The organism is Streptomyces sp. NPDC040622 (assembly GCF_055593965.1).
Map to the genome: position 1 here is coordinate 409,337 of NZ_JBVIXD010000009.1, position 14,942 is coordinate 424,278.

At 73.1% G+C, this 14,942-nt stretch carries 10 protein-coding genes; 6 read left to right on the forward strand and 4 right to left on the reverse strand.

Annotated elements, in window-relative coordinates; genetic code table 11:
- The first annotated feature begins 24 nt into the window (after positions 1 to 24).
- Positions 25 to 936 (forward strand): LysR family transcriptional regulator, encoded by a 912-nt coding sequence (locus tag ACZ592_RS27465; RefSeq protein ID WP_471584306.1) that lies wholly within the window; start codon positions 25 to 27, stop codon positions 934 to 936.
- 575 nt (positions 937 to 1,511) lie between these two features.
- On the opposite strand, the gene pepN is transcribed toward ACZ592_RS27465, so the two are convergent.
- Positions 1,512 to 4,079 (reverse strand): aminopeptidase N, encoded by a 2,568-nt coding sequence (gene pepN / locus ACZ592_RS27470; protein ID WP_471584307.1) that lies wholly within the window; start codon positions 4,077 to 4,079, stop codon positions 1,512 to 1,514.
- Between the two features lie 279 nt (positions 4,080 to 4,358).
- Here pepN and ACZ592_RS27475 point away from each other — a divergent pair, with 279 nt between their 5' ends.
- Both ACZ592_RS27475 and ACZ592_RS27480 read left to right on the forward strand, forming a co-directional pair.
- Positions 4,359 to 5,636 carry a flavin-dependent oxidoreductase gene (locus tag ACZ592_RS27475; RefSeq protein ID WP_471584308.1) on the forward strand — a complete coding sequence of 426 codons (1,278 nt, stop codon included), beginning with the start codon at positions 4,359 to 4,361 and terminating at the stop codon, positions 5,634 to 5,636.
- 252 nt (positions 5,637 to 5,888) lie between these two features.
- Positions 5,889 to 6,392, forward strand: coding sequence for a DUF1203 domain-containing protein (locus ACZ592_RS27480; RefSeq protein WP_471584409.1), 504 nt, complete (start codon positions 5,889 to 5,891; stop codon positions 6,390 to 6,392).
- A gap of 1 nt (position 6,393) precedes the next feature.
- Here the strand turns inward: ACZ592_RS27480 and ACZ592_RS27485 are convergent, their stop codons facing one another.
- Positions 6,394 to 7,284, reverse strand: coding sequence for a LysR family transcriptional regulator (locus ACZ592_RS27485; RefSeq protein WP_471584309.1), 891 nt, complete (start codon positions 7,282 to 7,284; stop codon positions 6,394 to 6,396).
- Positions 7,285 to 7,383: 99 nt separating this feature from the next.
- On the opposite strand from ACZ592_RS27485, the gene ACZ592_RS27490 reads away from it, so the two are divergent.
- A complete protein-coding gene (locus ACZ592_RS27490) occupies positions 7,384 to 8,619 on the forward strand; it encodes an MFS transporter (protein ID WP_471584310.1) in 1,236 nt (411 codons plus the stop codon).
- A 53-nt stretch (positions 8,620 to 8,672) separates the two neighbouring features.
- Here the strand turns inward: ACZ592_RS27490 and ACZ592_RS27495 are convergent, their stop codons facing one another.
- Positions 8,673 to 9,689 (reverse strand): aspartate-semialdehyde dehydrogenase, encoded by a 1,017-nt coding sequence (locus ACZ592_RS27495; protein ID WP_471584311.1) that lies wholly within the window; start codon positions 9,687 to 9,689, stop codon positions 8,673 to 8,675.
- A 242-nt stretch (positions 9,690 to 9,931) separates the two neighbouring features.
- Between ACZ592_RS27495 and ACZ592_RS27500 the strand changes: the two genes are divergently transcribed.
- Both ACZ592_RS27500 and ACZ592_RS27505 read left to right on the forward strand, forming a co-directional pair.
- Positions 9,932 to 10,468: a sigma-70 family RNA polymerase sigma factor gene (locus ACZ592_RS27500; RefSeq protein WP_471584312.1), complete on the forward strand. Its 537-nt coding sequence runs from the start codon at positions 9,932 to 9,934 to the stop codon at positions 10,466 to 10,468.
- Positions 10,465 to 11,223: a hypothetical protein gene (locus tag ACZ592_RS27505; RefSeq protein ID WP_471584313.1), complete on the forward strand. Its 759-nt coding sequence runs from the start codon at positions 10,465 to 10,467 to the stop codon at positions 11,221 to 11,223. Before ACZ592_RS27500 ends, ACZ592_RS27505 begins: the two co-directional genes overlap by 4 nt.
- 136 nt (positions 11,224 to 11,359) lie before the next feature.
- Here ACZ592_RS27505 and ACZ592_RS27510 read toward each other — a convergent pair whose 3' ends face one another.
- Positions 11,360 to 14,644, reverse strand: a complete 3,285-nt coding sequence (locus tag ACZ592_RS27510) for a S8 family serine peptidase (RefSeq protein WP_471584314.1) — start codon at positions 14,642 to 14,644, stop codon at positions 11,360 to 11,362.
- Between the last annotated feature and the right edge of the window lie 298 nt (positions 14,645 to 14,942).

The window sequence follows — 14,942 nt, forward strand, 5'->3', positions numbered from 1 at the left end:
CTGACCAGTCGGTACGTTGGCCTCATGAGCGAGTGGGACATCAAGAAGCTGCAGATCCTGCGCACGTTGAGCGAGCGGGGCACCGTGACGGCGACGGCGCAGGCGCTGCAGATGACGCCGTCCGCAGTGTCCCAGCAGCTGTCCAACCTCGCCAAACAGCTGGGCGTACCGCTCCTGGAGGCGCACGGCCGGCGGGTCCGCCTCACCGACGCCGCCCACTTGGTGCTGCGGCACGCGGAGGCCGTCTTCGCGCAACTGGAGCGGGCCGACGCCGAGTTGACCGCCTACGCGCAGGGCGAGGCGGGGGAGGTGCGGGTCGGGGCGTTCTCGACGGCCGTGCCCGCGCTCGTCGTACCTGCCGTGCGGGCGCTGCGGGAGGCGGCGCCCGGCATCTCCGTACGGGTGCGGGAGACCGAGGCGGCCCAGGCCTACGAACTCCTCGCGGCCGGCGAGGTGGACATCGCCCTCTCCCTGGCCGTCCAGGCCCCCGCGGCGGGCGACGCGGACGCCCGCTTCACCCGGGAGTCGCTGCTCGCGGACCCGCTGGACGTGGCGCTGCCCACCGGTCACCGGCTGGCGTCGGTGGCGGACCTGCGCCTCTCCCACCTGGCGGGCGAGCCCTGGATCTTCGGCGGGAGCGGGCCCTGGTCCGAGATCACGCGGGCGGCGTGCGAAGGGGCCGGCTTCACCCCCGAGCAGGCCCACTCGGCGTCCGGCTGGACGGCGATCCTCGCGATGGTGGAGGCGGGGATGGGGGTGGCACTCGTGCCGCGGATGGCGGCGGTGAGCCGGGGCGGGGTGGTGATGCGTGAGCTCTCCGAGGACCACCCGTCCCGGCACGTCATCGCCGCGGTGCGGCGGGGGGCGGCGGCGGGGGCGGCGGTCTCGCGGGTCCTCACGTCCCTCCGCGAGGCGGTCCCTTCGCGGGCGCAGTAACGGTTTCCCCCCGCGACGCCTCTTAACGCCCCCCTGTGTGGCCGCGGAATCCCTATCCCCCCGCGACGCCTCTCGCCGGTCCCCGCGCTCCGCGCGGGGGCTTCCCCACCCACCCGCCCATTACCGAAGCCGTCCGGAGGCCCGGGGGAGGCAGCCCCCAGGGGCGCGGGGACCAGCGCGACAAGCCACACACAACCCGCACGGGACGGACGAGGCCCCGTGTTGAGGGGCGCGGGGACCGGCGCGTCAAGCCACACACAACCCGCACGGGACGGACGAGGCCCCGTGTTGAGGGGCGCGGGGACCGGCGCGTCAAGCCACACACAACCCGCACCGGACGGACGAGGCCCCGTGTTCAGGGGCGCGGGGAACTGCGCGACAAGCCACAGCGGACCCGCACCGGACGGACGAGGCCCCGTGTTCAGGGGCGCGGGGAACTGCGCGACAAGCCACAGCGGACCCGCACCCGACACAAGACCGGCACCCCGCCAAGGGGCCCCGCCAAGGGCACCCCGCCAAGGGGGCCCCGCCCGGGCAGGGGAGCCCGAGATCCGCTCCCCCGCCCGGCCAGAGGGCTACGCGTCGGCGCCCCGAGCCCCCAGCGCCCGCTCCACCCCCGCCCTGGACTCCGTCACAAGCCGCCGCAGCGCCGCCGACGGTTCCGCCGACGCGAGCCACGCGTCCGTCGCGGCCAGCGTCTCGTGGGAGATCTGGAGCGAGGGGTAGAGGCCCGTGGCGATCTGCTGCGCCATCTCGTGGGAGCGGGAGTCCCACGCGCCCTTGACCGCGGAGAAGAACTTCTCCGCGTAGGGGGCGAGCAGTTCGCGCTGGTCGGTCTGGACGAAGCCGTCGATCACCGCTTCCTGGATCGCGTTCGGCAGGGTGTCGGACTCGACGACCGAGGCCCATGCCTCGGCCTTGGCCTCCGCGGTCGGCCGGGCCGCCCGCGCCGCCGCCGCGTGCCGCTCTCCGGCCGCCGTCTTGTCCCGCTCCAGCTCCGCCGTGATGCCCGCCTCGTCGAGCCGGCCCGTCGCCGCGAGCCGCGCCACGAACGCCCAGCGCAGCTCCGTGTCGACGGCCAGCCCCTCGACCGACTCCGAGCCGTCGAGCAGGGCCTCGAGGAGGTCGAGGTCGGCGTCGGTGCGGGCCGTCGCGGCGAACGCGCGGGCCCACGCCAGCTGGTGGTCGCTGCCCGGCTCGGCGGAGCGCAGGTGCTCCAGCGTGGCCTCGGTCCAGCGGGCCAGCGCCGCGTCCCGGCGCGAGGGGGCCGCGTACAGGTCGAGGGCCAGCTTCACCTGGCGGTGCAGCGACTGCACGACGCCGATGTCGGACTCCTTGCCGATGCCGGACAGGACCAGGTTCAGGTACTCCCGCATGGGGAGTTCCGCGTCCCGCGTCATGTCCCACGCCGACGCCCAGGACAGCGCGCGCGGCAGCGACGCCTCGAAGTCGCCGATGTGCTCGGTGACGAAGGCCAGGGACTCGCTGTCCAGGCGGACCTTCGCGTACGAGAGGTCGTCGTCGTTGAGGAGGATCACCGCCGGGCGGTGCTTGCCCACCAGGGCGTCCACCGAGGTCAGTTCGCCGTCGACGTCCAGTTCGACGCGGTCGGTGCGCAGCAGCTTGCCGGACGCGTCGTCCAGGTCGTAGAAGCCGATCGCGATGCGGTGCGGGCGCAGCGTCGGCTCGCCCTTGGCGCCCTCGGGCAGCGCGGGGGCGTCCTGCTTGACGGCGAAGGACGTGATGACGCCGCGCGTGTCGACGTCCACGACCGGACGCAGCACGTTGATGCCCGCCGTCTCCAGCCACTTCTTCGACCAGGTCTTCAGGTCGCGGCCGCTGGTCTCCTCCAGCGCGCCGAGCAGGTCGGACAGGCGCGTGTTGCCGAACGCGTGGCGCTTGAAGTACGCCTGCACGCCCTGGAAGAACTCGTCCTCGCCGACGTAGGCGACGAGCTGCTTGAGGACCGAGGCGCCCTTGGCGTACGTGATGCCGTCGAAGTTGACCAGGACGTCGTCCAGGTCACGGATGTCCGCCATGATCGGGTGCGTGGAGGGCAGCTGGTCCTGGCGGTACGCCCACGTCTTCATGGAGTTGGCGAACGTCGTCCAGGAGTGCGGCCACTTGGAGCCCGGCGCGTACGCCTGGCAGGCGGCCTCCGCGTAGGTGGCGAACGACTCGTTCAGCCACAGGTCGTTCCACCACTCCATGGTGACCAGGTCGCCGAACCACATGTGGGCCAGCTCGTGCAGGATCGTGGCGGCGCGCACCTCGTAGGCCGCGTCCGTCACCTTCGAACGGAACACGTACTGGTCGCGGATGGTCACCGCGCCCGCGTTCTCCATCGCGCCCGCGTTGAACTCGGGGACGAAGAGCTGGTCGTACTTGGCGAAGGGGTACGCGTAGTCGAACTTCTCCTGGAACCAGTCGAAGCCCTGCCGGGTGACCTCGAAGATCGCGTCCGAGTCCAGGAACTCGGCGAGCGAGGGGCGGCAGTAGATGCCGAGCGGCACCGACTGGCCGTTCGGGCCCTCGTAGGAGGAGTGCACCGAGTGGTACGGGCCGACGATCAGGGCCGTGACGTACGTCGACATGCGGGGCGTCGGCTCGAACGACCAGATGTCGTCCTTCGGCTCGGGCGTCGGCGAGTTGGAGATCACCGTCCAGCCGCTCGGCGCCTTCACGGTGAACTGGAACGTCGCCTTCAGGTCCGGCTGTTCGAAGGAGGCGAAGACGCGGCGGGCATCGGGCACCTCGAACTGCGTGTACAGGTACGCCTGCTGGTCGACCGGGTCGACGAACCGGTGCAGGCCCTCACCGGTGTTGGTGTAGTCGCAGTCGGCGACGACCTTCAGTTCGTTCGGCCCCGCGTGCAGGTGCCGGAGCGCGATCCGTGAGTCGCGGAACACCGCGCCGACGTCCAGCGCGTGGCCGTTCAGGACGACCTCGTGGACCGCGGGGGCCACCAGGTCGATGAAGGTCTCGGCGCCCGCCTCCGCGGAGTCGAAGCGCACCGTGGTGACGGACCGGTAGGTGCCGCCCTCCTGCGCGCCGGAGAGGTCGAGATCGACCTCGTACGAGTCAACGGTGAGCAGCTTCGCCCGCTGCTGCGCCTCTTCGCGGGTCAGATTGGTGCCGGGCACGCGGTCATCTCCTCGGGTACGACGTACCGTCCCCGTGGGGACGGCGTCTCGGGTCTTCGTGGGGTGCGACTTGTGGTGTTTCCGGCCATCCTTCCATGCGCCCGTGGATGGCCGCCCGGGCCATTGTTCTCCCGCTGCGGTGCGGTTACGCTCCGCGCGTTCGCACCGGTCCGTGCGGGCCGCCGACCACGGCCACGAGGACCGTCGGGAGAACGGGGGGATGTGGGAGATGCCGGGGATCGAGAGACCGGTCGCCGCCGGTCCGGCCGCGCGACGGCCATGACCGACGTACTGGTGGCGGGCGCCGGCATCGGCGGGCTCACCGCGGCGCTCAGCCTGCACGAGGCGGGCATCGACGTCCGCGTGGTGGACGCCACCGAACAGCTGCGGCCCGTCGGCGTCGGCATCAACCTCCTGCCGCACGCCGTGCGGGAGTTGACCGAGCTGGGCCTCGGCGACGAGCTCGCGGCGACCGCCGTCGCCCCCGAGGCGATGGTCCACTTCGACCGGCACGGCAACCGGATCTGGGCCGAGCCGCGCGGCCTCGCCCTCGGCTACCGCTGGCCGCAGTACTCCATCCACCGCGGCACCCTCCAACTCCTCCTCCTGGAAGCCGTCCGCGACCGGCTCGGCGACCACGCCGTGCGCACCGGCACCGCCTTCGTGCGGCTCGCCGACCGCGAGTCCGGCGCGCTGCGGGTGATCCTGCGGGACATGGGGCGGGCCAGGGAGTACGGCGTGCGGGTGCGGGCCCTGGTCGGCGCCGACGGGCTGCACTCGACGGTACGGGCCGTGCTGCACCCCGGCGAGGGGCCGCCGCGGTGGAACGGCATCCGGATGTGGCGCGGCACCGCCGAGTGGCACCCCGTCCTCGGCGGGCGGACCGTCGCGGTCGCGGGCAGCAACGCCACCGCCAAGCTCGTCGTCTACCCGATCTCGCGGCGGGTCCAGGAGCGGGGCAGGGACCTGCTCAACTGGGCGGCGGAGGTGCGGTTTCCGCCGGCGCGGCACCACGGCGTCGCGGGGCCCGCCGACTGGAACCGCTCCGGGCGGCTCTCCGACGTCCTGCCGCACTACGCGGGCTGGCGCATCGGCGACCTGGACGTCCCCGCGCTGCTCGCCGCGACCCGGCACATCCTGGAGTACCCGATGGTCGACCGGGACCCGCTGGCCCAGTGGGGCCGCGGCCCGGTCACCCTGCTCGGCGACGCGGCGCACCCGATGTACCCGGTGGGGTCCAACGGCGGCTCCCAGGCGATCCTCGACGCCCGCGTCCTCGCCCGCTGCCTCGTCCACGCCGCGCCGGACCGCGAGGCGGGGCTGCGGGCCTACGAGACGGTGCGCAGGGAGCCGGTCAACGCGCTCGTCCTCGCCAACCGCAACATGCCGGCGGACCGCGTCCTGCACGCCGTCGCCGAACGCGCGCCGGACGGCTTCGACCGCGTCGAGGACGTCCTGACGCAGGAGGAACTGGGCGAGCTGAACGCGGCGTACCGCAGGACGACGGGCGCGGACGTGACGGAACTGAACGGGCGGGGGTCGTGGGGCGTGAGGTGACGCGGGAGGCGAGTGGCACGGTGCTTCCCCCGCGGACTCGATGTCCGTAATCCGCCAGCTTGCGCCTCGCCCGCGCGCGAGGGTCGACCCATGGCCACCACGCACACGACTGCCGCGCACGCGAACACCGCGCACGCGAACACCGCGCTCACGAACACCGCGCACGCGAACACCGCGCACGCGAACACCGCGCACGCGAACACCGCGCACGCGAACACCGCGCACACGAAAACCACCTACACCCCCCGCCCCATCGACCCCGCCACCCTCGCCCAGCTCCGTGACGCCGACGACGCGGGGCGGCCCCCCGTCCCGTTCGTCGACGAGGAGGGCGGCGCCCCGCTCCGCTGCTGCCTGCGGCCCGTGGCCCCCGGCGAGCGCATCGCCCTCGTCTCGTACGCGCCGCTGCGCCGCTGGGCCGCCGGGACCGGCGCGCACCCCGGCGCCTACGACGAGCAGGGCCCCGTCTTCATCCACGCCGACCCCTGCGAGGGCCCGGCGCCGGACCGCGCCGGCTACCCCTTCTCGCGCGCGGGCGCCCTGCGCACGGTCCGCCGCTACGACACCCGGGGGCGCATCGTCGGGGGCCGCCTGCTGGAGATCCCCGGGCACCCCGAGAACCCCGAGAACCCCGAGAGCGGGGAGCGGGGTTTCGACGCCGCGTTCGCCGAGGCCTTCGCCGACCCGTGCGTCGCCCTCGTGCACGTCCGCGCCGTGGAGTACGGCTGCTTCCACTTCGAGGTGCGCAGGCCCTGACTCAGCGCCGCGGGCCCGGCCCCACCGCCCGCGCGAACTCCCGTACCCGCGCCGTCTCCGCGTCCCGGTGCCACACCATGCCGAGCACCGAGTCCGGCAGCCCGTCGACGGGGACGAAGACGACGTCCTTGCGGCCGTGGTAGTCCGCCGTCGGGCGGCACAGCAGCATCGCGCCCCGGCCCGCCGCCACCAGGGTCAGGCCCTCCTGGAGCGTGCGGACCGCGGGGGCGGGGGTGTCGGAGGGGGCCTGGGCCGCGCGCCAGTACGCGGGCGCCGGGGCCGCCGCCGCGATCAGCGGGGTCCCGGTCAGCTCCGCGGCGGTCAGCGAGTCCCGCCCCGCGAAGGCGTGCCGCACCGACACGGCGACGGTCTGGCGTTCGCTGGAGAAGACCGGGCCGAGCACCAGGTCCGGCTCGGCGACCGGCAGCAGCACGATCGCCGCGTCCACGCCCCCGTGCCGCACCGCCCCGAACGGGTCCGAGAAGGGGATCTCCACGATCTCCGTGACACACGCGGGGTGCCGCTCCTGGAAGGCCGCGATGGCCGTCATGAGCCGTGCGTCCGCGGTCCCCTGGAAGCCGATCCGCAGGGTGCCCTCCACCCCTCGCGCCGCCGACCTCGCCCGCTCCACCACGGCCGTCAACTCCTCGTAGGAAGGCCTGAGTTCGGCGAGAAAACGTTCCCCCAGTGTGGTCAGGGCGACCCGGCGGCTCGTACGCTCCACCAGGCGCGCGCCGATCCGTCGCTCCAGGGCGGCGAGCAGCTGGCTGACCCGGCTCTGCGACACGTACAGCCGCTCGCCGGTCCGCCCGAAGTGCAGCTCTTCGGCAAGCACCAGGAAACACTCCAGCTCGCGGAGCTCCAGTCCCGCACCTGTCCCCGGTCCGCTCATGGCGCGCGGTCTCCGTATCGTCGATCGATCAGTCCGGCTCATACAAGGATGAGATCTTCGCCGTTGTTCCCGGGCGGACACCCCCACAGGGTGGATGTCATGTCACAGAGCACTCATATCGCCACGCGTCTCGTCGCGTTGCGGCGGCCCCGGGGCCGTCTCGCCGTCCTCGCGGTGGCCGCCGCCACCTTCTCCGTCGTCACCACGGAGATGCTCCCCGTCGGACTCCTCACCTCCGTCGGCGCGGGCCTGGACGTCTCGGACGGCACCGCGGGCCTCGCCGTGACCCTGCCCGGCGTCGTCGCGGCGCTCGCCGCCCTGCTGCTGCCCGTCGCGGTCCGCCGCGCGGACCGGCGCACCGTCCTGTACCTGCTGATGGGGCTGCTCGCCGCCGCCAACGTCGCCTCCGCGCTCGCGCCCGCCTTCGGCGTCCTGCTCGCCGCGCGCGTCCTGGTCGGCGTCTGCATCGGCGGCGTGTGGGCCATCGCGGCCGGTCTCGGCGTCCGGCTTGTCCGCGAGGCGGAGGCGGGCCGGGCCACCGCAGTGATCTTCAGCGGGATCGCCGTCGCCTCCGTGCTCGGCGTGCCCGCGGGCACCCTCCTGGGCGAACTGGCGGGCTGGCGCTGGGGCTTCGCGGCCCTCGCGGTCCTCGCCCTCGGCGTCGCGGTGCTGCTCGCCGCGGTCCTGCCCCGGCTGCCCGCGGACGAGGGCGTCAGGCTCGGCGCGTTCCCCGGCCTCCTGCGCAACGGCAGGCTGCGGGCCGGGCTCCTCGCCGTCACCCTCCTGGTCACCGGCCACTTCGCCGCGTACACCTACATCCGGCCCGTCCTGGAACGGGTGCCCGGCATCGGCGCGGGCCTGATCAGCGGGCTGCTCCTCGCCTACGGGACGGCCGGCATCGTCGGCAACTTCGCGGGCGGCGCCGTCGCGGCCCGCGACCCGCGCAGGGCACTGCTCACCATCAGTGCGGGGCTCGCCGCCGTGGTGCTGCTCATGGTGCCCGCGGGCGGCTCGCTCGCCGCGTCGGTGGCGCTGCTCGTGGCGTGGGGACTGGCGTACGGCGGGGTCTCGGTCTCCGCCCAGATCTGGGTGATGGCCGCGGCCCCGCACGCCCGCGAGGCCGCGTCGGCGCTCTTCGCGGGCGTGTTCAACCTGGCGATCGCCCTCGGCGCCTTCGCCGGCGGCCGGGTCGCGGACAGCCGGGGCGCCGGCGCGGTGCTCTGGCTGGGCGGCGGGCTCGCCGGGCTCGCGCTGGTGGCGGTGGCGTGCGCGGGGCGCTCCGGGCACGCGCGGTCCACCGGGTGCGCGAAGGGGGCGGCCACCGGCGAACAGTGACCGCCCCCTCGGGCGTACGGACTGGCCCTACGGACTGGCCGTACGGGCGGAAATCAGCCCTTGAGCTCCGCGGCGACGAGCTCCGCGATCTGGACGGCGTTCAGCGCCGCGCCCTTGCGGAGGTTGTCGTCGGAGATGAAGAAGGCCAGGCCGTTCTCGACGGTCTCGTCACGGCGGATGCGGCCCACGAACGCGTCGTCCTTGCCCGCGGCCTCCAGCGGCGTCGGCACCTCGGTGACGACGACGCCGACGGCGGAGGAGAGGATCTCGGTGGCGCGCTCGGGGCTCAGCGGACGCGCGAAGCGGGCGTTGACCTGGAGGGAGTGGCCGGTGAAGACCGGGACGCGCACACAGGTGCCGGAGACCTTCAGGCCGGGGATCTCCAGGATCTTGCGGGACTCGTGGCGGAGCTTCTGCTCCTCGTCCGTCTCGTTCAGGCCGTCGTCGACGACGGAGCCCGCCATCGGCAGGACGTTGTACGCGATGGGCGCGACGTACTTGTCGGGCTCGGGGAAGTCGACCGCCGCACCGTCGTGGGTGAGCTTGGGGGCGTCCTGGCCGACCTTCTGCACCTGGCCGAAGAGCTCCTCCACGCCGGCCACGCCGGAGCCGGAGACGGCCTGGTAGGTGGCGACGACCAGCGCTTCGAGGCCCGCCTCCGCGTGCAGCGGACGCAGGACCGGCATCGCGGCCATCGTCGTGCAGTTCGGGTTGGCGATGATGCCCTTGGGGCGGTCCTTGATCGCGTGCGGGTTCACCTCGGAGACCACCAGGGGCACCTCGGGGTCGCGGCGCCAGGCCGAGGAGTTGTCGATGACGACCGCGCCCTGCGAGGCGACCTTCTCGGCGAGGGCCTTGGAGGTGGCGCCGCCGGCCGAGAACAGCACGATGTCCAGGCCCGTGTAGTCCGCCGTGGAGGCGTCCTCGACGGTCACGCCGTCCAGGACCGTGCCGGCGCTGCGGGCCGAGGCGAACAGGCGCAGCTCGTCGGCGGGGAACTTCCGCTCGGCGAGGATCTTGCGCATGACCGTGCCGACCTGACCGGTGGCTCCGACGATTCCGACCTTCACTGGGACTTCCTCCGTGTTGTGCGGCCTCGTGACCTCGGCCGGTCTGTGGGGGGTGGCTCAATGATGCGTCTGTCCAGGGCTTCGTTGTCCAATCCATTGTCCGAGGTGCGGGACGCCACATTTACGGCGAACGTTTCGGGGGCCTTCCGCGTCATAGGTCCTGTCGTCACACTCCTGCCGTCGCCGCGCAGGAGACGTGACGACAGGGCCGGGGGAGAAACGCGGGGGACGGGAGGGGCACATTGCCGCGCAGGAAGGCGCGCCGGGCGTCGCCGGCGGGGGGCGGGGCGGCGGATCCGCTGGACGCCGCCCAGGAGGACCGGGTCCGGGCCGTGCTCGCGCTCGGCGGTGTGCCGCACGCGGACCTGCCCGACGGGGTGCAGCAGGTCAGGCTGAAGCTCCTGGAGCGGGCGGCGGACGGGCGCGAGGCGCCGCGTGACGTGTCCGCGTGGGCGGCCGTCGTGGCCTCCAACCTCGCCATGGACTGGCACCGGGCCCGGCGCAGACAGGAGCGGCTCGGCGAGCGGCTCGCGGTGCTGTGGCGGGAGGCCACCGACGAGGACGGCGCGGAGGCGCGGGCCACCTCGCTGGCCGTCGCCCAGGGCCTCGGCGAGCTGCCGGACGCCCAGCGCCAGGTGGTGGTCCTGCGGTTCTACGCGGATCTGCCGGTGCGGGCCATCGCGGACGAGCTGGGCATACCGGAGGGCACGGTCAAGAGCAGGCTGCACACGGCGGTACGGCTCCTGCGGGCGCGGCTGCACGAAGGGGAGGTGGTGTGACGGTGCCGGAGAAGGACTTCGACGCGCTGATGCTCGCGATCACGGACGAGCCGGTGCCGGACGAGGCGCTGCGCGACCCCGACTTCGCCGCCGCCCACACGGCAGCCCTGGCGGACGTCGCCCTGCTCAGGGAGCGGCTCGGCGCCGTGGGCGACGCGCTCGCCGCCGAACAGGCGCCGCCCGCGGAACGGGTCGTCCCGCTGCGGCCCCGCCCCGGTACGGCCCGCCGCCTGCTCCCCGTCGCCCTGACCGCCCTCGCCGCGACGGTGGCCGCAGGGATGATCGGCGGCCTCGCCTGGCTCGCCGTGGAGGGCGGGCCGGGTGCGGGCGACAGCGACTCGGGCAAGGCGCAGGGTGCGGCGTCCGACCACGAGCGGGGCGGCGACGACAACGGCGGCGGGGCCGCGGACCTCAGCCCCGAGGGCTTCGTCGCGTGCTCGCGGCTCATCGTGGAGGGCACGGTCGCGGCGGTCGACCCGGTGCCGGGCGGCCTCCAGGACCGCGTCACGCTCGACGTGACGCGCTACCTCAAGCCGGCGTCCGGCGCCGGCACGGTCAGGTTCCCCATGGACCGGGAGGTGGACCCGCGCCTGAAGGAGGGCGACCGCGTCCTGATCACCGTCACCGAGGGCTCGGCCGAGCCCGCCAACTGGGCCGTCGGCAAGGAGCGCGACCGCCTGCGCACGATGATCCTCAAGGCCCTGCCGGCCTCGGAGAAGATCCGGTGCGGGGGCGGGCCGGGGCCCGGGGACTAGGCCCTGACCGCGGCCGTTGCTTCCGCGCCCCCGGGAGCGGAGAAGTCCCGCCGGCACCGCCCGGAAGGGCGGGCCGGCGGGACTCCTCGGTGCTGTCCGTCCTGCTCGCCGGGGCGGGCAGGTGTGACGGCAGGTGCTACGGCGTGACCTTCTCGACCTTCACGCTGCCGCTGCCCGCGACCGTGCCGCCCGCGTTGAGCAGGGACACCTCGCCGAACAGCTCACGGCCCTCGGCGGCCGGGGCCTTCGCCTCGACCTTCGCGTCGACCTGCGCCGTGGCGCCGTTGGCGAGCTTCACCGGCTTCGACTCGTCGACGGTGATCTGGCCGAGCGCGCCCGAGAAGAAGACGTCCCGGTAGTCGTACGCGGTCGTGCCGGTCGGCACCGAGTAGCCCGCCACCTCGATGGTGTACGTGCCGGCGGCCGGCTTGGTCAGGCTCACCGACTCCTCCGAGTCGCCTTCGGCCGACGAACCGACGACGACGCCGTCCTTCTTGACGGCGAGGTCCAGGTCGGCGGCGACGTCCGCGGGCGAGCCGATGGCGACGTCGAGACGCTCCGCGCCCGCGGGCACGACGACCTCGGTGGTCTGCGTCTCACCCTGCTTGATGCTGGGACGCGCCGACTTGGCGGAGCCGAGCGTGCCGCCCTTCAGCTTGCCGTCGACGGCCGCGAAGTTGTTCGTGGCCTTCCAGGAGACGGGCGCCGGCGTGCCGACCTTCGCCTCCGGGATCGTCTGCACGGCGGGGTCGAAGGCGACGCCGAGCGCGGCGACGTTCAGCTTGTACGGGTTGTCGAGCAGCGGCGACGTACGGCGCGACTCGACCTCGACCTCCCAGACGCCGGCCTGCGGGTCCGGGTACGAACGCAGGTCGGGGCGGCAGGTGTTGGCGGGGTTCTCGTAGTTCGGGTAGCACACGATCGACGAGGTCGAGTCGACCGGGACGCCGTACGGGTGCACCGCTATGAAGCGGGTCTGGCTCTTGCCCTTCAGGCCGCCGAGGGAGACCTCGAGGGACTTGGCGCCCTGGGGGACCGTCACGAAGTACGACTGCGTGCTGTTGCGCTGCGTCGCGTCCGACTCGGAGAAGGTGTACGACGGCTTCGCGAGCGGCGTCGAGACGACGACCGTCGACATGATCTGCTGGTCGACGCCCTCGGTGCGCTCGTCGTCGACGGTGAGGATCACGCTGTGCAGACCGGCCGTCTTGGCCTGCGCCCGGACCTTGACGGTGACCGGCTTGTTCAGCGGCAGCGCCACCTCGTCCTTGCCGAGCAGCTTGAACGTGTTCTCGTGGTTGTTGACCAGGTCGAGCTCGTGGCGGACGCCCCGGTCCGGGCCCGAGGTGCGGGTGACCGTCACGTCGTACGTCCGCTTCTGGCCGGTCTTCAGGCCGCCCTCGCGGTCGTAGATGCCGGTGCCGGGCTTCTTCAGCTCCTGCTCCAGAGCGGTGTCGACCGGGGCCTTCACCGTGTACGTGTGCGCCGTCGCGTCGTCCTCGATGGCTTCCCACGCGTCGACGACGTCGATGAGGCCGGTGCCCTGCGCGTATGCCTGCTCGCCGACGATGCGGCTCGCGGTCGAGGTCAGCGCCGTGCGCAGCTTCGCCGGGGTCAGGTCGATGTGCTCGCGCTTGGCGGCCGAGAGCAGCAGCGCCGAGGCGCCCGCGGCCTGCGGGGAGGCCATCGAGGTGCCCTGCAGCATCGAGTAACCGGCCGGCAGCTGGTAGCCGGCCTCGGTGACCGGGGCGCCCGGCAGCCAGGTCTGCGTGGTGTTGATCGCCGAACCGGGCGCCGAGATGATCGGCGCGAAGCCGCCGTCCTCACGCGGACCGCGCGAGGAGAACGGCATCATCGCGTACTTCTTCTCCACCCGGGAGCCGTAGTTGGCCGCCCAGGTCTCCTTGGAGATGGCCGCGCCCACCGAGATGACCTTGTCGGCCAGGCCGGGGTCGCCGATGGTGTTGGCGCCGGGTCCCGAGTTGCCCGCGGAGATCACGAGCTGTACGCCGTAGGTGTCGATGAGGCGCTTGTAGAGCTCGGCGCGCGCGTTGTTGCCGTCGTTGAGCGCCGGGAGGCCGCCGATCGACATGTTCACGATGTCGACGCCGCGCTTCGTGACGAGGTCGATCATGCCCTCGGTGAGGGCGACGTTGGTGCAGCCGCCGGTCCAGGTGCAGGCGCGCGAGGAGACCAGCTTGGCGCCGGGCGCCGCGCCGTTCATCTTGCCGCCGAACAGGCCGTTGGCCGCGGTGATGCCCGCGACGTGCGTGCCGTGCTCGGACTCGATGACGCCGATGTTGACGAAGTCGGCCTTCTTGCCGACCCAGTCGCCGCCGTAGGGGTCGGTCGGCACGTCCTTGCGGATCTCGACGACGAAGGGAACGCGCTCGACGACGTCGGTCGCCGGGTCGTCCTTGCCGAAGTAGGCGACCTGGTGGTCGTCCTTGTACGGCTTGAGCACCTCGTCGTCGGTGAAGTCGTTGTTGTCGTTCAGGTCGACGCGGACCGTGCCCGCGGCCGGGTCGTAGAGCACGCCCCAGCTGTCGGTGGTGTCGCCGTCGCGGTTGAGGTCGCCCTTGGCGTCGCCGCCGGTGGTGGCCGACTCGCGGAAGCGGTTGACCTGGAAGGAGCCCGCCGGGGCCTTCCACGTCTCGCTGTCCCAGGTGAAGACCGGTCCGGTGACCGGGTTGGTCATCCGGCGCCAGGTGCCGTCCGCGTCCACGATCGGGTCGGTCGCGGTCACCCAGTCGGTGATCTTGCGCTCGCCGGTCGTGGTCTTCTGCAGCGCCGGGTGGCCCAGGTCGATGCCGGAGTCGAGGATGCCGATGGTGGTGCCCCGGCCGTCCGCCTTCGGGTGCTTCTTCACGAAGTCGACGGCGCCCGTCTCGGCGGACGGGTTGTACGGGTTCTTCGCCGGGGTGCTCTTGTCCGGACCCGGGTAGGTGCCCCTGGCCGCGGGCTTCGCGCCCTTGGCGCGGTCGGCGGCCGGGGTCGGGTCGTCCAGCTCGATCTCGTGACGCAGATCGATGGCGTGCACGGACGACAGCTTCGACGCCGACTTGATCGCTGCGTCGGCCTTGGCGGTCGGCACGGTCGCGCGGACGTAGCCGAGCTTGTCGTCGGTGCGGCCCACCGAGCCGCCCTTGACGCCGTCGAGTTGACCAGCGACCCGCTCGGTGGCGCCCGGTGCGGTGGCGACCATCATGGTGACGGTCTTCTCGCCGGCCGCCTTGGCGTCGGTGAGCAGGCCGGCGTCGGCGGCGCCGAGCTTGCCGTCCGCGGACTTGGGGGCGGGCGCGGGGGACTCGTCCGCCGCGAAGGCGTAAGGGGCGGCCCCGGTCGCGCAGAGCGCGGCGGTCAGACCGACGGCTATCGCGAGACGGGGCGCGCGTCTGGCGCTGGAACTGGATCTGGGCATCGGCATCCCTGTACGTAAAGGTCGGGAAGAGGGTCGATACGGCCCCGGAATACGGGAAGGTCCGTATTCCGGTACCGGATGACCGCTCAGCCTTACGCAAGTGACAGCTGTTTGGGGAGAGTTGTCCGAGCTGTGATCAGGGCGTGACGCAATTCCGCCATGCGTCATGGCGGACAAGGCGGCGTATAGGGGATATGCCGTGCGGGAGGAGTACCCCTGAAGGGGGCGCGGGGAACGGCGCGACCGGCCGTGGCCGGACCGCGGTTCCGCAGCGGACCTCCGGCGGAGCGCCTAGCGT

Coding starts and splice junctions, on each gene's coding strand:
- ACZ592_RS27465 (WP_471584306.1), top strand. CDS start 25: ATGAGCGAGTGGGACATCAAGAAGCTGCAGATCCTGCGCACGTTGAGC.
- ACZ592_RS27475 (WP_471584308.1), top strand. CDS start 4,359: ATGACCGACGTACTGGTGGCGGGCGCCGGCATCGGCGGGCTCACCGCG.
- ACZ592_RS27485 (WP_471584309.1), bottom strand. CDS start 7,284: ATGAGCGGACCGGGGACAGGTGCGGGACTGGAGCTCCGCGAGCTGGAG.
- ACZ592_RS27490 (WP_471584310.1), top strand. CDS start 7,384: ATGTCACAGAGCACTCATATCGCCACGCGTCTCGTCGCGTTGCGGCGG.
- ACZ592_RS27510 (WP_471584314.1), bottom strand. CDS start 14,644: ATGCCCAGATCCAGTTCCAGCGCCAGACGCGCGCCCCGTCTCGCGATA.